We start from the raw sequence: 19,855 nt of genomic DNA on the forward strand, positions 1-19,855 counted from the left end.
GGCCCTGTTGGTCGTGATCGGCATGGCCGGCCCACTGCTCACCGCCGTGCCGCACCTGAGGATCCCCGTCATCGTCGGTGAGCTCGTCGCGGGAGTCGTCATCGGCAAGACGGGTTTCGACGTCGTCGACACCACCGACCCCACCTTCGTCCTACTGTCCAACATCGGCTTTGCGCTGGTGATGTTCGTCGTCGGCACCCACGTCCCCGTCCGCGATGCGTCATTGCGCAAGGGCATCCCCGGGGCGGTGCTGCGCGCCCTGCTGGTGGGAGCCGTTGCCGCCGCGCTCGGCGTCGTGCTGGCGCGGATCTTCGGCACCGGCCACGCCGCGCTGTACGCCGTGCTGATGGCGTCGTCGTCGGCGGCGGTCGCCCTCCCGGTCATCGACGGCCTCAAGCTCGACGGGCCTCCCGTGCTGTCGGTGAAGGCGCAGATCGCGATCGCCGACGCCGCGTCGATCGTGTTGCTGCCCCTGGTCATCGACCCCGCTCGCGCCCCTCGGGCTGCGCTCGGAGCGCTGGCGATCGCGGCGTGCGCCGCGGTTCTGTTCGTGGCGCTGCGATACTTCGACCGTCGGGGCCTGCGCAAGCGGGCGCACCGCTACTCCGAGGCGCATGAGCTGGCGTTGGAGCTCCGCCTGAGCCTCATCCTGCTGTTCGCGCTGGCGGCGCTCGCGATCACCACCCACGTGTCGATCATGCTGGCCGGCTTCGCACTGGGGTTGGTGGTCAACGCCATCGGCGAACCCAAGCGGCTGGCGCGACAGCTGCTTGGCATCAGTGAGGGCTTCTTCGGGCCGCTGTTCTTCGTATGGCTCGGGGCGTCACTGCAGGTACGCGAGCTCGCCGACCGTCCAGAGTTCATCGCACTCGGCGTGACCCTCGGGTTGGGCGCCGTGCTGGCGCACTGCACGGGCAGGGTGCTTGGGCAGCCACTGCCGCTCGGCGCGATCGCCGCCGCCCAGCTCGGGGTGCCCGTCGCCGCGGCCACCCTCGGCACCGAACAGCATCTTCTCGGACCCGGCGAGCCCTCCGCGCTGATCCTCGGCGCGCTCGTCACCATCGCCGCCACGTCGATCGCGGGAATGGTTGCCGCCCGCGCGCGCTAACCGGAGAGCTGCGCACGGTGCACGTTGGGGCTCACGCCGTAGGCCCGTTTGAAGGCGCTACTCAACGCGAACGGCGTGCTGTAGCCGACTCGGCGGGCGACCGAGGCGATGGTGTCGCCGCTACCGCGCAGCAGATCCGCGGCCAGTGCGAGGCGCCAGCCGGTGAGGAACGCGATGGGTGGCTCGCCGACGGCACCGGTGAACTTGCGCGCGAACACCGCCCGCGAACAGCCAACGGATGCCGCGAGATTGGCGACGGTCCAGGGATGCTCCGGGTTGTTGTAGATGAGTCGCAGTGCGGGCCCGACGACCGGATCGCGATCGGCCTCCCACCAGACGGGGGCACGCTCGGCACGGTCGAACCACGTGCGCAACACGTCCATCAGCAGCAGGTCGAGTAGGCGGTCGAGGTAGGCCTCCTGGCCGGGCCCGTCGCGGCCCGCCTCGACGGCCAGCAGTCCGACCAATGGGGTGGTCCAGTCCTCGGCGCGCAACACCAAAACCGTCGGAAGTGCGTTCAGTACACGCGAACTCACCTCGCTTCGTCCCTCGTACGCGCAGATGACGGCGCGGTCCGCGCCGACCGCGGTGTTGCCCCACGTCCGCACGCCGACCGACATCTCGAAGCGAAGATCCTCGCCGCGCAGCGTGGTGCACCGGTTGCCGGGGTGGATCACCACCTGCGGTGCGGTCGCCGGATCGGCTGCGAACAGATAGTGCTCGGTGCCACGTGCGACCGCCACGTCACCGGGTCGCAGGTCGAAGCGATCACCGCACTCCGTGACGATCACGGCACTACCGGCCGTCACGCAGATCAGCGTTAACGGCGCATCATCCTGGATGCGCATCGACCATGGCGGATTCAGCGACAGCCGGAGCACGAACGCGCCTCGGGCGCGGACACCGTCGAGTAGCCCACCCAGAACGTCCACCCCACCGAAGCTAGACGATGGCGTATGCATATGGGACTAACAACGATGGATCGTCTCAAAGCAGCGGGCTTGACTGAACCCATGACAACGAGTCCCTACCTCATCGCCTGCGCCGCAACCGCGGTGTCCAGCGCCGCCGTCGGCGGTCTGTTCTACGCCTTCTCCACCTTCGTCATGAAGGGTCTGGACCGCACGGAGCCCACCGACGCCATCACCGCCATGCGAGGCATCAACGCCGAGGCGCAGGCCAACGCGGCGTTCCTGGTGCTGTTCGTCGGCTCGACGTTATTGGCACTGGCCGTCGGCGCCATCGCGCTGTTCCGGCTGTCGCAGCCGGGAACCGGCTACGTGCTCGCCGGGGCGGGGCTTGGCCTGGTGGCCTTCGTCGTCACGATGGCGTTCAACGTCCCGCTGAACGATCGGCTGGCTGCGGTGGATCCGTCGGGCCTGTCCGCAGCGGACGCGTTGCGGGAATGGCAGGCGTACCTGACTCCGTGGACGGCGTGGAATCACGTCCGGACGGTGGCACCGCTGCTGGGCGCGGCGCTGATCCTGCTCGGCCTGCGGTCCCCCTGAACGAATAGGCCACCACCGCGGCGGCGATCAGCGTCAACACCGCGGCGATGGTCGCCGTCGGCGCGATGCCCGCGTCGAACGCGGTGCGCGCCGACTCCAGGAGACGCTCACTCAACGCCGGCGGCAGCGTGTGGGCCACCGAGACGGCGCCACCGATGCTCTCCCTGGCATCCGCCTCCTGATGAGGCCAAAGACCGCCCGGCAGAGACACATTGGCGCGGTAGTACGCCGTGAAGATGGTGCCGAGGGTTGCGGTTCCCACCACGGCGCCCAGTTCGTAGGCCGTCTCCGACACCGCCGAGGCGGCGCCCGACTTGGCGGCGGGCACCGACGCCACGATGGTGTCGTTCGAGATGGTCTGCGAGACGCCGACACCGATCTCCAGCACGATGAACGACGCGATGATCGCCATCACCGTGAGATCGTGCCGGAACAGCAGGATGGCCACGAAGCCTGCCGCGACGAGCACCAGACCGATGACCATCAGCGCATGCGGCGCGTAGCGCTTGGCCAGTGGCACCACCGCGATGCCCGCGACCATCGAGAGCGCGGCGCCCGGGAGCGTGACCAGACCTGCCTCCAACGGATTCAGCCCGAGGACCAGCTGCAGGTGCTGGGAGATGAAGAAGATGAACCCGATCAGGCCGACGATGGACAGGAAGTTGGCCAAGATCGACGACGTGAACGGTGCGTTCTTGAACAGTCCGACGTCGAGCATCGGTGTGGCACGGCCGGTCTGACGGCGCACGAAGGCGATACCGGAGGAGATGCCGACGGCGAACGCGGCAACGACCAGCCAGGAGAACCCGTCGTGGGCAGCCGACTTGATGCCCCAGACCACCGGCAGCATCGTGGTCAGCGTCAGCAACACGCTGACCATGTCCAGCGGGCCCGGACTCGGGTCGCGGGACTCCGGCACCAGCCGGGGCGCCAACACCAGCAGCGGCAGCAGGATCGGCACGGCGACCAGAAAGACGGCGCCCCAGTGGAAGTGCTGTAGAAGCGCGCCGCCGACGATCGGACCGAGGGCCGACCCGGCGGTGAAGCACGACGCCCACAGCGCGATGGCGAGCCTGCGGGCCGACGCGTCGGTGAAGATGTTCCGGATGAGCGACAGCGTCGAAGGCATCAGCATCGCGCCGAAGACGCCGAGCAGGGCGCGGGCCGCGACGAGGGCTTCCGCGCTGGGGGCGAACGCCGCCGCGGCGGACACCACCGCGAAGCCGGCCGCACCGATCATCAGCAGGCGGCGCCTACCGACCCGGTCGCCAAGGCTGCCCATGGTGACCAGCAGCGCGGCCAGCACGAGTGAGTAGACGTCGACGATCCACAGCTGGGTAGGCGCCGACGGACGGAAGTCCTGGGCGATGCTCGGCAGCGCGAACGCCAGCACGGTGTTGTCGACCGCGATCAGTAGCACCGGCAGCATGAGTACCGCCAGCGCGAACCAGGCCCGCCGCGGCGTGGCGGCGGGCGTCGTGGGAACGTCCACGCGAAGTGACACTTCGTTCTCCTGAGAACGACGCCGGGTCATGAAACCCATTGGCGTCAAGAATGATTCGGATTGATGGTGCCAACCGTGAGGCTGGCCATGATGGCGTCGACGACCTGGACGCGGGGGGTGCCGCGCTTCGCCGCGTCATATCCGGCGGTCAGCAGGGCCCAGAAGACGAGGCGCGGCCAGTCGGGCGGCCCCGCGGTGCCCTGGGTGGCGACTCTGTTGAGCACCTCGACGATCACTTCGTCGCCGGTGTCGAGTTCGGCGGCGACGCCAGGGTCGGCCAGGATCGTCGCGTCGTTGTAGACGAAGGGGACGATCGGCCCGAGGTCCAGTTGGCACTCGACGACGCGGCGCAGGGCTTCGACGGGAGGTCCGCAGTCCGGCTCGGCGTGCTCGATGGCGGCGTTGCTCATCGCGTGCACGTGCAGCGCGACCGCGCGCAGCAGTTCAAGGCGCTCGGCGAAGTAGCGGTGCAGGGTGCTCCGGCCCACCTCGGCAGCGGTGGCGATGTCGGCGAGCGACGCCGTGGGATTCTCGGCGAGCACGGACATGGCGGCGTCGAGAATCGCCTTGCGGGTGCGCGAGCGTGCACCCCCCTGCACCGCAAGCGAAGCCTCCATGCGTCTAAATGTAGCACGCTAGCATCAAAATGGTACATCGGTGTCCCAATTTGGCGCGCCAGGTGTCGGACGCACCGTGACCCCGACAAGCGGGCAGGCGCGGATCAATCCGGGGCGGCGAACCCTCCTGGCGGCTGCTGATGGCTGGCGGGCCCCTGCGGATGGCTGGGCGCGACGTAACCGGGCCCCTGCGAAGGCGGCGGGTAACCGGGTGGCGGACCGGCCGGGCGCAGCCGTGCGAACTCGCGCCGATGCCGCTCGGCCAGCACCGCCGCAAGCACCAACGCCTGCGGCGCCCCCGCCGGGGGCGGCGGCGAGATCTGGGCGACGACCTCGCCATAGATCCGATGCGCCATCTGATCGCGGACACCCGGCTCCAACTGTGTTGCCCGGGTAAGGAACTGGCGGGCGAGCTCGGCCTTCTCGGGACGCAGCCCGGAAAGCTGAAGGGACGACGCCCACCACTGCAGACCCGGTGGCATGGGCGGTGGGGGCGCCATCCTCGGTCCGCGTTCGCTGATCACCATGGTGCCCGCGAAGACGTCGCCGATCCGCTTGCCCCGAGCCGAAAGCATGCTGCAGATGACGGCAGGCCCGCCGAAGAACATCCAGATCTCGATGAAACCCGCCAGCGAGCGAAACAGGGCCTGGCGGAATCGTTCTGGCCCGCCGTCATCGGACACCACCCGAAGCCCCAGCGCCATCTTGCCAAGCGATCGGCCCCTGGTGGCGGTCTCGAAGATGACCGGATACCCCACGAAGGCGAGCACCGTGAAGATGATCAGCACTGCCGCCGAAAGGGCATCGTCCAGGTTGGTGGTGATCGCCCATAGGGAGAACCCGATGAGATAGCAGACGAACACCACGGTCAGGTCGATCAGTGCCGACAGCACCCGGACCGGCAGCTGCGCGATCTGCACGTCGAGCACCACCGCATCACCCGTGACCAACGGTTCGGGCTGAGCCACCATGATGACCAACGCTACTAGGATTCCACGGGTGGACGTCGATGCCTTCGTGCTGGCCCACCGGCCGACGTGGGACAGGCTCGAACATTTGGTCAAACGCCGCCGCAAACTCACCGGCGACGAGGTCGACGAGCTGGTCGACCTGTACCAGCGGGTGTCCACGCACCTGTCGACGGTGCGCAGCGCGTCGAGCGACGCGGTCCTGATCGGCAGATTGTCCGGCCTCGTCGCCCGCGCCCGCGCCGCCGTGACCGGAGCCCACGCCCCGGTGTGGAGCGAGTTCGCCCGGTTCTGGACGGTGTCCTTCCCCGTCGTGGCGTACCGATCGTGGCGGTGGTGGCTCGGGTCGGCCGTCGCGTCGCTAGCCGTGGCGATCGTCATCGGCGCCTGGGTGGCGGGCAGCCCGGAGGTGCAGGCCACCATCGGCACCCCGTCGGGCATCGCGGAGCTCGTCAACAACGACTTCGCCTCCTACTACAGCGAGAATCCCGCCGGATCGTTCGCGCTGCGCGTGTGGGTCAACAACTCGTGGGTCGCCGCGCAGTGCATCGGCTTCAGCATCCTTCTCGGCCTGCCGATCCCGTACGTGCTCTTTCAGAACGCCGCAAATCTCGGGGTCGTTGGCGGCCTGATGTTCGATGCGGGGAAGGGCGACCTGTTCCTGGCGCTCATCACCCCGCACGGGCTTCTCGAGCTGACCGCCGTGTTCCTCGCCGCGGGCGCGGGGATGCGGCTGGGCTGGTCGGTGGTCTCGCCGGGGGACCGGCCGCGCGGCCAGGTGCTCGCCGAGCAGGGGCGTGCCGTGGTCGCGGTCGCCGTCGGGCTCGTCGCGGTCCTGCTGGTGTCCGGCCTCATCGAGGCCCTCGTCACCCCGTCGCCGTTTCCGACGTTCGTGCGCATCGCGATCGGCGTCGCGGCCGAGGCCGCCTTCATCGCCTACGTCGTGCACTTCGGCCGCAAGGCCGTCGCCGCGGGCGAGATCGGCGACGTCGACGACGCCCCCGACCTGGTGCCAACCACCTGACCCCTACAGCTTGCCGCTGGCCTTCATCGCGAGGTAGCGATCGGCCAGCGCGGGGGCCAGATCCTCCGGGCGCGCATCGACGACGTCGACGCCGTGGCGCCGGAGCCGCGTCGCGATCAGCCCCCGGTCGTTGCGGGAGCGTTCCGCCGCGGCGGCGTCGTACACCTGTGCCGCATCCGATCGGCCCGTGGCGAGTAGATCGACGCGGGGATCGCTGACGGCCGCGATCACCACGCGATGCCTGCTCGACAGTTGCGGAAGCACGCCCATCAACCCCTCGTCCAACGCCGAGGGATTCAGGTCGGTCAGCAGGACCACCAACGCCCGCCCCCGCAACCGCCGCCGCACCGTCGCCACCATCGCGGGCGCATTGGATTCCACCAGCGCAGGCTGCAGCGGCGCCATGGCCTCGACGAGCTGGGGAAGCAATTCGGTCCGCGACGCGTGGTACACGCCTGCGCGTGGAACCCGGTCGTGCGCAACGAAGTCCACGTGGTCACCCGCGCGCGACGCCAACGCCGCGAGTAGCAGCGCGGCGTCCATCGACCAGTCCAGCCGCGGCCACCCACTGGGGTCGCTCGCGGTGGGGTCGACGCCGACACGCCCCGCAGAGGTCCGCCCGGTGTCCAGCACGATGACGACCCGACGGTCGCGCTCCGGACGCCAGGTCCGCACGACGACGTCGGCGCGTCGCGCGGTGGCCCGCCAGTCGATCGAGCGTACGTCGTCGCCAACGACGTATTCGCGCAGCGAGTCGAACTCCGTGCCCTGCCCCCGGATCAGCACCGGGATCGCGCCGTCGAGTTCACGGAGTTTGGCCAGTCGCGATGGAAGGTGCTTGCGCGACAGGAACGGTGGCAGGATCCGCACCTGCGACGGCACCCGATGGGACCGCTGCCGTCCCGCCAGTCCGAGGGGGCCGACCGATCGTGCGGTGACAAGGGCCGAGCGTTGATCTCCCCGACGCATCGGACGCAACGTGGTATCCACCTGAACCCGTTGCCCCCCAACGATAGTGGCCTCGTGCGTGCGTGGTTCCGCGCGAGCCGATGGCGCCCAGGAATCGCGGACCCACCCCCGGAACGTTCGGCGTCCCGGATTCTTGATGACCAGGGCGACCTCCACGGGCTCGCCGAGGCGCGCCGCCCCGTCACCGAGCCTGCTGAGGCGAAGCCCGCTGGCGCTGGCCGCCAGGGCGACGTCGACGACGAGCGCCACCAGCAACAGGCCGAGCAGGACTACGAAAGTCTCTGCAGGCCAGGGCGATACGCTGATCGGCAGTACGCAGACCAGTGCGACGAGGCCGGCTCGGCCGGTGAGGACCACTATCGCGGTACCGGCACCGATGACAGGATGCCGTCGAGGACCCCGTCGGGGTTGGCGCCCTCGAGTTCGGCCTCGGGACGTAGCGCGATCCGGTGTCGCAGTGTCGGCCGGGCCATCGCCTTGACGTCGTCGGGGGTCACGTAGTTGCGCCCGGACAGCCAGGCCCACGACCGAGAGGTGGCGAGCAAGGCCGTGGCGCCGCGCGGAGAGACGCCGAGTTGCAGCGACGGTGACTGCCGTGTCGCGCCTGCGATGTCGACGATGTAGCCGAGAACCTCGTCGGCGACCAGCACCCGGCGCACCCCGTCGCGGCCCGCCGCCAGCTCCGCCGGACCTGCCACGGGCCGGACGGCCGACAGGTCGCGGGGGTCGAAACCGTGTGCATGCCTGGACAGGATCGCGATCTCCTGATCCCGCGGGGGGAGCGGCACGTTGAGCTTGAGCAGGAATCGGTCGAGCTGAGCCTCCGGCAACTGATAGGTGCCCTCGTACTCGATCGGGTTCTGCGTCGCCGCTACGATGAACGGATCGGGAAGCATCCGCGCCTCGCCGTCGACGCTGACCTGACGTTCCTCCATCGCTTCGAGCAGCGCCGCCTGCGTCTTGGGTGGAGTGCGGTTGATCTCGTCGGCCAGAAGGAGATTCGTGAACACGGGCCCGGCGCGGAACTCGAACTCGGCAGTCCGCGCGTCATAGACCAGGGACCCGGTGACGTCGCCGGGCATCAGATCCGGGGTGAACTGCACGCGCTTGAACTCCAACTGCAGTGCCGCCGACAACGTGCGGACCAGAAGGGTCTTGGCCACCCCCGGCACCCCCTCGAGCAGCACGTGGCCCCGGCACAGCAGGGCGATCACCAGACCGCTGACCACGGCGTCCTGCCCGACGACGGCCTTCGATATCTCAGACCGCAAGGCCAGCAGGGCGTTTCGGGCCCCGTCCTGATCAACCGCCGAGGGGGTGGAATGGGTCACGAGTTGGCGACCTGCCTTTCGATGTCGTCGAGGAGTTGGGCGAGGTTCAGCAGACCGGCGTCGTCCGGGGGTTCCGGTCCGAACAGCGCGTACTCCACGGCGGCCGCGCCGTTGGTCACGCGCTGCGCGACCGTCTCGATCACCGCGGCGGGCGGGGATTGGGCGCCAACGCCCAGTCGCGGAAGCATCCGTCCGAGCGCAGCGGTCCGCAAGGCCGCCGACGCCCGATCGCGCGCGCGGCGGGACCGGTAGAGCTTGCCGCGGCCCTCCACGGTCTCCGACGCTCGAACCACCACCGGAAGATCCTCTGCGACAAGAGGTCCGATCCGGCGTCCCCGCCACAGCGCGACCAGAAGGACCACCAGGCACAGTTGCAGCACCACCCAGCCGACGCGGCTGGGGATGAGGTCGACGATGGATGCCGAGCCGTCCGACTCGCCAACCACTCGCTCGGCGGTGTACCAGATCAGCCGGGGGTGCGAGCCCGCGAGATTCATCGCCAACGCGGCGTTGCCCTCGTCGAGGAGGCCCTCGTTGGTCATGAAGTCTGCGCTGCCCGCGACGGTGACGGTCCGGCCCGCGTCGCGGTAGCGGACGACGGCCCCGCCGTAGCACCTCGTCAGCGCGACGTCGGCGTCGTCGGCGCTCTCGTAAGTGGGGCTGGCACCGAGTTGGACGGTGCCGGCACGCGTCGCCTCGGGCAGGTCACAATCCGGGTCACCGCCGATGCTGACGTCGTCGGCGGTCTTCACCTTGGGCGCCAACGCTTCCTGGGTGCGCGACACCGGCTCGACGAGCAGGACGTCACCCGGCAGACCGCTGAGCCGGTGAAGCGCGTCGTCACCGATCACGTATTGCGTCTGGGTGACCAGCAGCAGGGCATCCGGCCCTGCGGCCCGTTCGACGGCGGCGATGTCCTTGGCCTCGATCACCTCGACGCCGTGGTCCTCCAACAGCGCCGCGATGGCATGGGCGCCCGCGGGTGACGTGGCCGCCGGATCCATTCGGGCGCCCGGCCGCGACGCGGTGAGGTACGCGCTCACTCCCGATACCGCCGCGATGACCACGAACGCCAGCGCCACCCACCGCGCGGTGCGGAACCGTCGGACGACTCCTGCCTCGCGTCTCGTCATCGGACCTCGACCCATTCGTCGGCGCAGCCCGCGGCGGTGTCGACGGCGAGGCCGGTCGTGATGTGCCTGACGAGGTGGTCGTCGAGTTCGGCGACCGCCCGGTAGGACGATTCGGTGCCGGGCAGTGCGCCGTAGGTGACGGCGTTGAACGATTCTGCAGCGCTTCGCAACTCGACCGTCAGATCTGGAAAGGCGAGGCTGGCGTCCCTGGCGAGTTCGGTGGCCGTCCGTCCTGGCATCTGGTTCAGGACTGCGGTCTCCTCCAGGTGTCGCGCGACCGCGCGGACTCGATGCCGGATCGCGGCCGCCCAGTCGCCGCGCCCGGCGCATTGTTCGGCGGCGGCGCGATGCTCGGCCGCACTCATCTCCTGGGCGCCGAAAAGTCCGCTCTGCGATCCCCGGTCGGTCCGCATGGTGCGACGTGCCACGCGGACCGCGACGATCACGGCGACGACGACCAGCACACCAAGCACCGAGATGGTCAGCCAGCCGCCAGGAACGGAGGCACCCGCCGCCATGATCTTGTAGAGCAGGTCGTCGAGCCACGCCGCGAGCTGCTCGGTCAGCGATCCTCGCGGGTAGATGGGCTTGTTGAGCTCGTTCTCGGCGGCGTCCCGTGCAGCGTCGCGGTCGATGTCGATGGTGGACACGTCAGCGGTGCGGACTCAGCCAGAGGTCGTCCGTCGAGTCGGCGCGCGCCCCCGGCGGCACCGCGGTGCCGGTCTGCAGCACCAGGTCGAAGGCCTCGGCTCGGATGCGGCGGTCCGTGTAGAGCAGCACGACCGTTCCCGCGTTGAACGGGGCCGTGACGATCTGCCCGATGGCACCGCCCACCGCGATGACGATGAACGCGATGACGATGAGGGTGGTGGACTCGCCGACGGTGATCATGATCTGGCCGACGATGCTGAACGGCACCGCGACAGCTCCCGAGATCACGCCCGCAATGAGCACCGCCAGCAGCCGGATGCCGAACACCCGCCAAAAGTCGTTCTTGACCAGCTTGAACGACCGGGTGATGGCGGCCATGACGCCGATGCGCTCCAGGACGATCAGGGTAGGGGCGAAGCTCAGCATCGTGTACAGGTAGGCGAGCAGCACGATCAACGCCAACACCAGCAGCGCACCGAGCACGAATCCGGCCGCGCCGCCGGCGATGTAGACCGCTGCGGCGATCGCGCCTGCGACGAGGGCGATCAGGAGCAGTGCGCCGCCCGCCTCCAAACCCGTGACGGCGAGCAGCGCCAGGAGTCTGCCCCGAACCCGCTGCCACGCCTCCCCGATGGTGATCTTCGCACCGAACACGGCGCGCCCGACGACGACGGTCAGCAGGCCGCTGAGAACGATGCCCGCCAACACCGTCGCGAGGCTGCCCGCCAGGCTGGACAACAGCATCCCGACATACGCCGAGTCCGACACCTCACCCTGCTCGACACTGGTCGACGAGAGGGGCGTCAGGGCCCCGGTCGCCGCGAGTGGCCCGATCTGGATGAGAAGCGCGATGACCTGGGAGATGACGACGACGATGGTGGTCAAGCCAAGGGTGGCCTTGGGGTTGGCGCGCACGTAGTTGATCGAGGCGTTGAAGATGTCGGACATCGTCAGCGGTCGCAGCGGAATGACGCCGGGCTTCAGGGCCTGCGGTGAGTACCCCGGTGGCGGGTACCCGTACGCCGCGGGCTGCTGGTAGCCCGGCTGCTGGTACCCAGGAGGCGGATAGCCGGGGTGATGACCGGAGGGCGCCGAGTAGCCAGTCGGCGGTGGATACCCCTGCGCGGGGGCGTAGTACGGCGGGGGTGGGTAGTTCGGCGGCGCGTAGTCGCCCGCGGGAAACGACTCGGCGGCGGGCTGGCCGTACGCGGGCAGTGAATCCTCCGGCAGCGGCGCGCTGGTCGCATCGGGCCGCCCGGCGTCGCTGCTCATGCCCACCATCCTGTCGATACCCCGCCGCAATCTCAACGTCTGCTGATGAGCCGTCGAAGCGGCCCGCCAGCGTAGCGTTTACGCCATGGCGGAACTCAAGGATCGGCTGCGCGCCGACCTCACGGCGGCGATGAAGGCGCAAGACAAATTGGTCACGGCGACGTTGAGGATGTTGCTCGCGGCAATCCAGTCCGAAGAGGTGGCTGGCAAGCAGGTCCGTGAACTCTCCGACGACGAGGTTCTCAAGGTGCTCGCACGGGAGGCGCGCAAGCGCGGCGAGGCGGCCGAGATCTACGTGACCAACGGGCGCGGTGAACTGGCAGCCAACGAACGCGCCGAGGCCAGCGTGATCGACGAGTACCTGCCGACCCAACTCAACGACGACGAGCTCGCCAACGTCGTCAACACCGCCATCGCCCAGGTGGCCGAGGCGATCGGCGAACGCCCAGGGCTAAAGCAGATGGGTCAGGTGATGAAGGCAGCGGTGGCCATCGCTGAAGGCAAGGCCGACGGTCCGCGGCTGTCCGCGGCGGTGAAAGAACGTCTGTAGGGGTTTTCGGCCCGACCGAGGTCGGGTACGCGTTCGAATATGACGCGGTTCGGATACACCTTGATGACAGAGCAGAGCGGTCCCAAACAGCTGGTGGACTACGCCGTTTCGGCTGAAAGCCTCGGGTTCGACTTCCAGGTGTGCAGCGACCACTACTCACCCTGGTTGTCGGCACAAGGGCATGCGCCCAACGCGTGGGCGGTCCTCGGGGCGGTGGCGCACGCGACCGAGCGCACCGAACTCATGACCTACGTGACGTGCCCGACGGTCCGCTATCACCCTGCGGTCGTCGCGCAACAGGCCGCGACCGTGCAGATTCTCGCCGACGGCCGGTTCACGCTCGGTGTCGGCAGCGGAGAGAACCTCAACGAGCACGTCGTCGGAAAGGGGTGGCCCACCATCGTCCGCAGGCAGGACATGCTGCGCGAGGCCATCCAGATCATCAGGGAGCTGTTCACCGGTGACGTGGTCGACTGGAAGGGCGACTACTTCGAAGTCGACTCGGCACGACTCTGGGACGTGCCCGAGGTGCCCGTTGCGATCGCCGCGGCCGTCTCGGGCGCGCGTTCGGTGGAGACGTTCGCACCGTTGGCCGACCATCTGATCGCCGTCGAACCGGACCGGGATGTCGTCGACGGGTGGCTCGGAGCACGCCGGGGCACCGGTCTGCCCGGCGACTCGCGGGTGATCGGGCAGATCCCCATCTGCTGGGATCCCGACCGCGACGCCGCCATCGAGCGGGCTCACGAACAATTCCGCTGGTTTGCCGGTGGCTGGTCCGTCAACGCTGACCTTCCCACCACGGCGGGGTTCGCCGGTGCCACCCAGTTCGTCCGTCCCGAAGACGTTGCCGCAGCCATCCCGTGTGGGCCCGACCTCGATGCCATCGTCGAGGCGGTCAGTGAGTACTGGAAGGCCGGCTTCACCGACATCGCGCTGGTGCAGGTCGGAGACCAGGGTCAGGACCGCTTCCTCAAGGAGGCGGCGCAACCTTTGCTGCAGAAACTGCGCTCGGCGGCGACCTGACCCTGAGTGTTTCAAACGGCGCTCAGCAGGGAAATCGTGCTCCTGACGTCGACCCGCAGGGGGAATCGTGGCTTGGGCTCTGGCAATCGGCTACTGCGCAGTGGCGATCGCCGCTGCCGTCGTGGTGTTCGTCGCAAGCGAGCGGTTCGGTGACCAGCGCCGCCCGGCACCACACCGCACCGGCCTGAGCCTCGCGGCGGGCGCCGTCTGGCCCATGGTTCTGCTTGGCGTCCTCGAGCTCACGTCCGTCGCCATGTACGCCAAGGCGTACCGCGACACCGCCACGCGGGGCGTGGCGGTCTTGGCCTAGGACCGTTGGCTGCTGCCGGGGCGTGCAATGGCGTTCTGGATCGCGGCGACGTGCGCAGCGGCCAACCCCCACGGGTGTTCGACGCCGACCCGGTGGTCGAGGTCCCACAGCACGCATTCCTCGCCAGGCTTGGCGACCAGTGACCACGCGACGACGGTCCGGCGGAGTCGGTCGCCATTCGACGCGGCGGGCCGGCCCGCATCGGACTCGGCGACGTCGTCGTCGGGATGGTGATGCAGAAACACCCCGTATGCACTAGTGCAGAACGCCGAATACCTTGCGGTACAGAGGATCAGGCCGTGCCACGCCTCATCCACTGCGCGTGACGGCATCCCGATGACCTGACCGTCGCGCAGCGCGGCCGCGCAGCAGCGCAGCCACTGCCGCAAACCCGTCTCGATCAGCTCCCGCGGCTGCCACGGGCAGGTCTTGAATACCGCAGGCGTCAGGACGAGCGCTTCGACTGCGGCACCCGCCTTCTCGAACCGCTGCTCGTGTCGGCGCCACACGGATTCACCATAGTTGACCTGCGTGAATCGGCGTAGCATCCGATCATGGGTGGGGTTCAGGTGGTCGTGATCATCGGTGTGGTGGCCGGGGCGGCGTTCGCTGCCGTGTGGCTCACTAGGCGTCGCCGACCGAGGCGACCACCCCCGACCATCGCCGAGGCCCACGAGGAGAGCCTGCAAGCCTGGCGCGCGTCCACATCGCGCAAACGGGACCGCCGCCGCGCCCAGCGAGGCGGAGCTTGGGTTGCTCTGGGAAGCATCGGTATTGGTGGGTTCGACGCGGGAAGCGGCGCCGGTGAGGGTGGTCACGGCAGTGGCGGCGACGGCGGCGGTGGTGGCTGCGGCGGTGGTGGTGGCTGCGGCGGCGGCTGACGGCAGCCCAAGACGTGCCGAGGTGCCGGGCGGGACCGGCTTAGGATCAAGAGCCATGGAAGCGACGTTGCGGGTGGACCCGGCGCGGTTGGTCGTGGCCGCCGAAGAACAGCTGCGGGTGGGCCAATACGTCGCGGGAATGGCCTCCGGCCAGTCGATGACTGCGGCGGTTACCGGGATGCCCGGTCTGGCCAGCGGAGCGGCCTGCGCGATCGCCGGTGCATTGCTTGACGGTGCCGCAGGCGTGATCAGTGGTGATCTGTCCACGCATTCGGCCAGCCTGTGCACCGCGGCCGACCACTATCGACGTGCCGACGCCGAACTCGGGCGTCGAATCGCCGAACCGGCGCAGTGACTGCGGCGCATCTCTGATCCGTCGGCGACCCAGACAGAAGAGCAGCCGCACCCCGTGGAGTACGACCGCCTCTGATCTGCCGATACGCGGTCGGGGTAGCGGGATTCGAACCCACGACCTCTTCGTCCCGAACGAAGCGCGCTACCAAGCTGCGCCATACCCCGCGTAGAGCCACGACAGCGTATCGCACCGGGGCGTTCGGAAGCCAAACGCCTCCACGCGCACCCCCGATGGTTACTTGCGCCGCAGATGGGTAGACGTAGGCCAGCGTGAGAACGGCACCGGACGTGGTCGTCCAACCGGAATGAAATCCGCCCCCGGCGGCGTTATCACCAGGTAATAGACCGAGACACTTGGCAGGAAAGGCCCACACATGACCGGGTTGGGAGCCGCAATCTACTTCGGATTGTTCGCCGTGGCCGCGGTGTGGCTATTCATGACGTCGGAGCGCTTTCGCGGCAGCGACAAGTGGACGGATCAGAGCCAGCGGCCGGACCGCTCGAATTCGATGAGCACCTTCGACGACTCTGAGGGATCCAATCCCTGGCTGGTAAGCCACTCCGCGTCGAAGTAGGTATCGGTATAGCGTTCGCCGCTGTCGGCGAGCAGCGTTACCACCGATCCGCTTCGGCCCTCCGCGATCATCTTCGCCAGCAGTTCGAAGGCACCCCACACGTTCGTACCCGTCGATGGGCCGACCTTGCGGCCCAGGACCTTGCTGACGTGGTGCGCCGCGGCAACCGAGCCCGCATCGGGCACGACCAGCATCCGGTCCACTACGTCCGGAAGGAACGACGGCTCCACCCGGGGTCTGCCGATTCCCTCGATCCGTGATGACTTGCCCGTCGCATCAGCCGTGCCGTGCGCGTACGACGGGAAGAAGGCCGAGTTCTCCGGGTCCACCACGCAGAGCCTGGTGGGGTACCGGCGGTAGCGCAGGTAACGTCCGATGGTCGCGCTGGTGCCGCCCGTGCCTGCACCGACCACCACCCACTCCGGAACCGGGAACGGCTCGTCCTGCATCTGGGTGAAGATCGACTCCGCGATGTTGTTGTTGCCGCGCCAGTCCGTGGCCCGTTCGGCGTTGGTGAACTGGTCGAGGTAGTGACCGCCGGTCTCGTCGGCCAACCGCTCAGCCTCGGCGTAGACCTGCGACGACTCGGCCACGAAATGGCAACGGCCGCCTTGTGATTCGATGATCCTGATCTTCGAGGTGCTGGTCGATGACGGCATCACCGCGATGAACGGGACACCGATCAGCGCCGCGAAGTACGCCTCGGAGACCGCCGTCGAACCCGAGGACGCCTCGATGACCGTCGTGCCCTCGTCGATCCACCCGTTGCACAACCCGTAGAGGAACAACGACCGTGCCAATCGGTGCTTGAGGCTACCGGTGATGTGCGTCGTCTCGTCCTTGAGATAGAGCGCGACGTCGACGCCCTCACACCAGGCGGCGGGCATCGGGTAACGCAGGAGATGCGTGTCGGCGCTGCGCTTGGCATCGGCCTCGATGAGTCGAATGGCGTTGTGCACCCAATCGCGCGGGCGACTACGAACGGCGAAGGACGAGCGGTCCGTCACCGCGCCGATACTGTCGGGTGGGACACGCTGTGCTTACTGCCGAGGCTGCCGCCCCCCGTGGGCGCCGCCACCAGCGTCAGGAGCGTCGCCTCCGGTCGGCAGCAGAAACGGTACGGAGCGTAGGGCGACGTGCCAAGGCCGGCCGATACGTGAAGCTGCATGTTGGCGCCCCATCGCGACGGACCCTTGGCCCGCGACGGGTCGATGTCGCAATTCGTGACCAGAGCCCCATGGAACGGCAAGCACAGTTGCCCGCCATGGGTGTGGCCCGCAAGCACGAGCTGGTAGCCGTCGGCGGCGAAGCGATCGAGTACCCGGGTGTATGGCGCGTGCGTCAGTCCGAGTGTGAGGTTGGCCGCCGGACTGGCGGGCCCGGCGATGGTGTCGTACCGATCGCGGGACAGGTGGGGGTCGTCCAACCCAGCGGCGGCGATCAGTTGACCCTTGACCTCGATCTCCCGACGCGTGTGGGTCATGTCGAGCCATCCGCGTTCGGTGAATGCCGCGCGCAGGTCCTGCCAGGGCAGGGGCTCGCCGGTGACACGCCGTGACGGCTTGAAGATGTAGTGCGTCGGGTTCTTCGGCTGGGGGCCGAAGTAGTCGTTGCTTCCGAAGACGAACAGCCCGGGCACCGACAGAAGGTCGCCGAGAGCCTGCACCACCGACGGCACGGCCTTCGGGTGCGAGAGGTTGTCACCGGTGTTGATGACGAGGTCGGGTTCCCATCCGGCGAGCTCGCGGATCCACGCCTGCTTGCGGCGTTGCCCAGGCCTCATGTGAAAGTCGCTGAGATGCAGGACCCGCAGCGGCGACGACCCGGGCGTCAAGACCGGCATCGTCGTCTCCCGCACGACGAACGCATTGCGCTCGATCAGCGTCGCGTAGGCGATCCCCACGGCCAGCGAACCGGCGGCCACCGAACCAACCCGAGTGGCGGTCTTCGTCAAATTCGTCGAACGGGCGAGCATGTACGCAGCCTACTGCCACATCCGCTTGGTCACGGCGCCCTCACAGGATCACGTCACCAACTTCACGCCCCGATCAGGGCGGTGGAGGCGGAGGCGGTGGTGGACCCAACACCGGAACCGTGATCGGCGGGAGGCCAGGTATCTGCACCACCGTCGAGCCCATCGGGGCGGGGATCGCGTTCGGGTCCACACCCGGCGGGAAGACGCCAGGCGGCGGTGGCGGAGGCGCAGGCGGGATGCCGTTGCTCACCTGAATCGTGATGATCGACCCGGGGACCGTCTGTCCGGATGGCGACGTGCCGACGACGGCGCCCACGGGCGAGCCGCTGCCGACGGGCGTCGTCTGGTCGGCGACCTGGAAGCCGGCGTCCTTCAGTCGCTGCCTGGCCAAGTCCGGGCTCATCCCGGCGACGCTCGGAACGCGCGAACCCGGCGCGCCGTCCACGTAGCGCGGATCCGTCGGGGGCAGCGCCACGGAGTCCGGGGTGATCGGCTTCATCGCGGTGAACCAGGTGCGGGCAGGCTCGTTGCCGCCGAACAGATCGCCGGACCCGCATTGCCGCAGCGGGAATGAGCAGAGCTCGCCAGGCGTGGTCGAGTCGTCGTAGATGTAGTTGGCTGCGGCGAACGCATTGGTGAAGCCAAGGAAGCCCGACGAGCGGTGAGCCTCGGTGGTGCCGGTCTTGCCCGACATCGGCAGGCTCCAGCCCACCGAACCCGCGGATCCCGCCGCGGTGCCCGACCCGGTGTCGTCCTTGCTCATCGCATTGGCCAACGTATTCGCGAGGCCCTCTGGCACCACCTGCTCGCAGGTTTCGGTGGTGACCGACACCTCTTGACCATTGCGGTCGAAGACCTTGTCGATGGGATTCGGCGGGCACCACGTGCCGCCGGAGCCGAGGGTGGCCGCGACGTTGGAGAGTTCCAGCGCGTTGACCTCGATGGGACCCAGCGTGAAGGAGCCGAGATTCTGCCGCTTCACGAAGTCGGCGAGGCTCTCGTTGCTCTCGGGGTCGTAGTCGCGGGCGGTTCCCGGCAGTGCGTACGAGCGCAGGCCCAGCTTGATGGCCATGTCGACGGTGCGCTGGACCCCAACCTGGGAGATGAGCTTCGCAAAAGCGGTGTTCGGAGAGGTGGCCAAGGCATCGGTCACGCTCATCGATCCGCGGTAGTTGCCTGCGTTCTGAACGCACCAGGTGGCCTGCGGGCAGCCCTTGGCGCCGCCGCTGCCCAGCCCTCTCGCCTCGAAGCGCGACGGCGCGTCGAGTTGGGCGTTGATGCCCATGCCCATCTCCAGCGCCGCGGCCGTGGTGAAGACCTTGAAGATCGACCCTGCGCCGTCACCCACCAGCGAGAACGGTTGTGGCTGCATCGTCTCGCCTGCATCGAGGTTCAGCCCGTAGTTGCGGTTGGACGCCATCGCCACCACGGGGTGGGTTTCCTTGCCCGGCCTGATCACGCTCATCACACTGGCGACGCCGGTCAGATCGGGGGCGGCGATGTCGTTGACGGCCGTCTTCACCGAGTTCTGAATGTCGGGGTCCAGCGTGGTGCGGATCAGGTAGCCGCCCTTGGCGACCTGCTCCTTGCTGACGCCCGCGCGCGCCAGGTATTCCAGCGCGTAGTCGCAGAAGAACGCGCGGTCCCCGGCGGCGATGCACCCGCGCGGCAGCTCCTGCGGCTGCGGCAGGATGCCCAGCGGGTGCTGCTTGGCCGCCCGCAGCGCCGCGGCTTCGCCGGGCAGATTCTCGATCATCGTGTCCAGCACCACGTTTCGACGCGCCAGCGCACCCTCGGGGTTGGTGTAGGGGTTGAGCGAGCTGGTCGACTGGACCAGGCCGGCCAGCAGCGCGGCCTGCTCCCAGTTCAGCTCGGAGGCGTTGATACCGAAGTAGGTCTGGGCCGCGTCCTGGACTCCGAACGCGTTGTTGCCGAACGACACCAGGTTCAGATAGCGGGTGAGGATCTCCGGCTTGGCGAAGGTCTTGTCCAACGTGAGAGCCATCCGGATCTCGCGCAGCTTGCGGGCCGGGGTGGTCTCGATCGCCGCGCGCTTCTCCGCATCGGTCTGCGCGATCACCAGCAGTTGGTAGTTCTTC

The 19,855-nt window shown here is 68.5% G+C and carries 19 protein-coding genes, 1 tRNA gene and 1 pseudogene; 7 read left to right on the plus strand and 14 right to left on the minus strand.

Annotated features, from left to right (window positions below; genetic code table 11):
* A partial coding sequence (locus ABW137_RS35250; protein WP_526407501.1) for a cation:proton antiporter occupies nt 1-1,108 on the plus strand: 1,108 nt, incomplete at its 5' end.
* Here the strand turns inward: ABW137_RS35250 and ABW137_RS35255 are convergent.
* Nucleotides 1,105-2,040, minus strand: coding sequence for an AraC family transcriptional regulator (locus tag ABW137_RS35255; protein WP_526407503.1), 936 nt, complete (start codon nt 2,038-2,040; stop codon nt 1,105-1,107). The two genes, ABW137_RS35250 and ABW137_RS35255, sit on opposite strands and share 4 nt — an antisense overlap.
* A gap of 219 nt (nt 2,041-2,259) precedes the next feature.
* Here ABW137_RS35255 and ABW137_RS35260 point away from each other — a divergent pair.
* Nucleotides 2,260-2,529, plus strand: a pseudogene (locus ABW137_RS35260) (anthrone oxygenase family protein); the annotation flags it as partial.
* On the opposite strand, the gene lfrA reads toward ABW137_RS35260, so the two are convergent.
* The 3 genes from lfrA to ABW137_RS35275 all read right to left on the minus strand — a co-directional run bounded on the left by lfrA (nt 2,441) and on the right by ABW137_RS35275 (nt 5,708).
* Nucleotides 2,441-4,045 carry an efflux MFS transporter LfrA gene (lfrA, locus tag ABW137_RS35265; protein WP_526407534.1) on the minus strand — a complete coding sequence of 535 codons (1,605 nt, stop codon included), beginning with the start codon at nt 4,043-4,045 and terminating at the stop codon, nt 2,441-2,443. The pseudogene ABW137_RS35260 and the gene lfrA overlap by 89 nt on opposite strands.
* Before the next feature lie 119 nt (nt 4,046-4,164).
* The gene (locus ABW137_RS35270) at nt 4,165-4,737 is read right to left on the minus strand and encodes a TetR/AcrR family transcriptional regulator (protein ID WP_526407505.1); all 573 of its coding nucleotides are present in this window, start codon (nt 4,735-4,737) and stop codon (nt 4,165-4,167) included.
* Between the two features lie 104 nt (nt 4,738-4,841).
* Nucleotides 4,842-5,708, minus strand: a complete 867-nt coding sequence (locus ABW137_RS35275) for an RDD family protein (protein WP_526407507.1) — start codon at nt 5,706-5,708, stop codon at nt 4,842-4,844.
* A 28-nt stretch (nt 5,709-5,736) separates the two neighbouring features.
* Here ABW137_RS35275 and ABW137_RS35280 point away from each other — a divergent pair, with 28 nt between their 5' ends.
* A complete protein-coding gene (locus ABW137_RS35280) occupies nt 5,737-6,729 on the plus strand; it encodes a stage II sporulation protein M (RefSeq protein ID WP_526407509.1) in 993 nt (330 codons plus the stop codon).
* Between the two features lie 3 nt (nt 6,730-6,732).
* Here ABW137_RS35280 and ABW137_RS35285 read toward each other — a convergent pair whose 3' ends face one another.
* The 5 genes from ABW137_RS35285 to ABW137_RS35305 are packed head-to-tail and all read right to left on the minus strand — an operon-like array spanning nt 6,733 to nt 12,094.
* Nucleotides 6,733-8,055, minus strand: a complete 1,323-nt coding sequence (locus ABW137_RS35285; RefSeq protein WP_526407511.1) for a DUF58 domain-containing protein — start codon at nt 8,053-8,055, stop codon at nt 6,733-6,735.
* Entirely contained in the window at nt 8,055-9,029 is a 975-nt protein-coding gene (locus ABW137_RS35290) for an AAA family ATPase (RefSeq protein ID WP_526407513.1), read from the minus strand. Before ABW137_RS35290 ends, ABW137_RS35285 begins: the two co-directional genes overlap by 1 nt.
* On the minus strand, nt 9,026-10,177 hold the full coding sequence (locus tag ABW137_RS35295; protein WP_526407515.1) for a DUF4350 domain-containing protein: 1,152 nt from the start codon (nt 10,175-10,177) through the stop codon (nt 9,026-9,028). The genes ABW137_RS35290 and ABW137_RS35295 overlap by 4 nt, the downstream gene beginning before the upstream one ends.
* Nucleotides 10,159-10,812 (minus strand): DUF4129 domain-containing protein, encoded by a 654-nt coding sequence (locus ABW137_RS35300; RefSeq protein WP_526407517.1) that lies wholly within the window; start codon nt 10,810-10,812, stop codon nt 10,159-10,161. The genes ABW137_RS35295 and ABW137_RS35300 overlap by 19 nt, the downstream gene beginning before the upstream one ends.
* A gap of 1 nt (nt 10,813) precedes the next feature.
* The gene (locus ABW137_RS35305) at nt 10,814-12,094 is read right to left on the minus strand and encodes a DUF7847 domain-containing protein (protein WP_526407519.1); all 1,281 of its coding nucleotides are present in this window, start codon (nt 12,092-12,094) and stop codon (nt 10,814-10,816) included.
* A gap of 76 nt (nt 12,095-12,170) precedes the next feature.
* Here ABW137_RS35305 and ABW137_RS35310 point away from each other — a divergent pair, with 76 nt between their 5' ends.
* The 3 genes from ABW137_RS35310 (at nt 12,171) to ABW137_RS35320 (ending at nt 13,971) form a co-directional block, all read left to right on the plus strand.
* The gene (locus ABW137_RS35310) at nt 12,171-12,635 is read left to right on the plus strand and encodes a GatB/YqeY domain-containing protein (protein WP_526407521.1); all 465 of its coding nucleotides are present in this window, start codon (nt 12,171-12,173) and stop codon (nt 12,633-12,635) included.
* A gap of 39 nt (nt 12,636-12,674) precedes the next feature.
* A complete protein-coding gene (locus tag ABW137_RS35315; RefSeq protein ID WP_526407522.1) occupies nt 12,675-13,661 on the plus strand; it encodes an LLM class F420-dependent oxidoreductase in 987 nt (328 codons plus the stop codon).
* A 67-nt stretch (nt 13,662-13,728) separates the two neighbouring features.
* A complete protein-coding gene (locus tag ABW137_RS35320) occupies nt 13,729-13,971 on the plus strand; it encodes a hypothetical protein (RefSeq protein ID WP_526407524.1) in 243 nt (80 codons plus the stop codon).
* Here ABW137_RS35320 and ABW137_RS35325 read toward each other — a convergent pair.
* Nucleotides 13,968-14,519, minus strand: coding sequence for a UCP032817 domain-containing protein (locus tag ABW137_RS35325; RefSeq protein WP_526407536.1), 552 nt, complete (start codon nt 14,517-14,519; stop codon nt 13,968-13,970). The two genes, ABW137_RS35320 and ABW137_RS35325, sit on opposite strands and share 4 nt — an antisense overlap.
* Nucleotides 14,520-14,907: 388 nt before the next feature.
* Here ABW137_RS35325 and ABW137_RS35330 point away from each other — a divergent pair, with 388 nt between their 5' ends.
* Entirely contained in the window at nt 14,908-15,207 is a 300-nt protein-coding gene (locus ABW137_RS35330; RefSeq protein WP_526407526.1) for a type VII secretion target, read from the plus strand.
* A 90-nt stretch (nt 15,208-15,297) separates the two neighbouring features.
* On the opposite strand, the gene ABW137_RS35335 is transcribed toward ABW137_RS35330, so the two are convergent.
* The 4 genes from ABW137_RS35335 to ponA2 all read right to left on the minus strand — a co-directional run.
* A tRNA-Pro gene (locus ABW137_RS35335) sits at nt 15,298-15,371 on the minus strand.
* Between the two features lie 313 nt (nt 15,372-15,684).
* A complete protein-coding gene (cds1, locus tag ABW137_RS35340) occupies nt 15,685-16,788 on the minus strand; it encodes an L-cysteine desulfhydrase Cds1 (RefSeq protein WP_526407528.1) in 1,104 nt (367 codons plus the stop codon).
* A complete protein-coding gene (locus ABW137_RS35345) occupies nt 16,785-17,756 on the minus strand; it encodes a metallophosphoesterase (protein WP_526407530.1) in 972 nt (323 codons plus the stop codon). Before ABW137_RS35345 ends, cds1 begins: the two co-directional genes overlap by 4 nt.
* A 73-nt stretch (nt 17,757-17,829) precedes the next feature.
* A partial coding sequence (ponA2, locus tag ABW137_RS35350) for a transglycosylase/D,D-transpeptidase PonA2 (RefSeq protein ID WP_526407532.1) occupies nt 17,830-19,855 on the minus strand: 2,026 nt, incomplete at its 5' end.

It is taken from the genome of Mycobacterium sp. (assembly GCF_040509115.1).
Classification (GTDB): Bacteria; Actinomycetota; Actinomycetes; order Mycobacteriales; family Mycobacteriaceae; genus Mycobacterium.

Bases quoted from the DNA above. Each gene is read 5' to 3' on its own strand.
- lfrA (WP_526407534.1), bottom strand. From the start codon at position 4,045: ATGCTGCCGGTGCTACTGATCGCGGTCGACAACACCGTGCTGGCGTTC.
- ABW137_RS35270 (WP_526407505.1), bottom strand. From the start codon at position 4,737: ATGGAGGCTTCGCTTGCGGTGCAGGGGGGTGCACGCTCGCGCACCCGC.
- ABW137_RS35275 (WP_526407507.1), bottom strand. From the start codon at position 5,708: ATGGTGGCTCAGCCCGAACCGTTGGTCACGGGTGATGCGGTGGTGCTC.
- ABW137_RS35295 (WP_526407515.1), bottom strand. From the start codon at position 10,177: ATGGGTCGAGGTCCGATGACGAGACGCGAGGCAGGAGTCGTCCGACGG.
- ABW137_RS35305 (WP_526407519.1), bottom strand. From the start codon at position 12,094: ATGGTGGGCATGAGCAGCGACGCCGGGCGGCCCGATGCGACCAGCGCG.
- ABW137_RS35310 (WP_526407521.1), top strand. From the start codon at position 12,171: ATGGCGGAACTCAAGGATCGGCTGCGCGCCGACCTCACGGCGGCGATG.
- ABW137_RS35315 (WP_526407522.1), top strand. From the start codon at position 12,675: ATGACGCGGTTCGGATACACCTTGATGACAGAGCAGAGCGGTCCCAAA.
- ABW137_RS35325 (WP_526407536.1), bottom strand. From the start codon at position 14,519: ATGCTACGCCGATTCACGCAGGTCAACTATGGTGAATCCGTGTGGCGC.
- ABW137_RS35330 (WP_526407526.1), top strand. From the start codon at position 14,908: ATGGAAGCGACGTTGCGGGTGGACCCGGCGCGGTTGGTCGTGGCCGCC.
- ABW137_RS35345 (WP_526407530.1), bottom strand. From the start codon at position 17,756: ATGCTCGCCCGTTCGACGAATTTGACGAAGACCGCCACTCGGGTTGGT.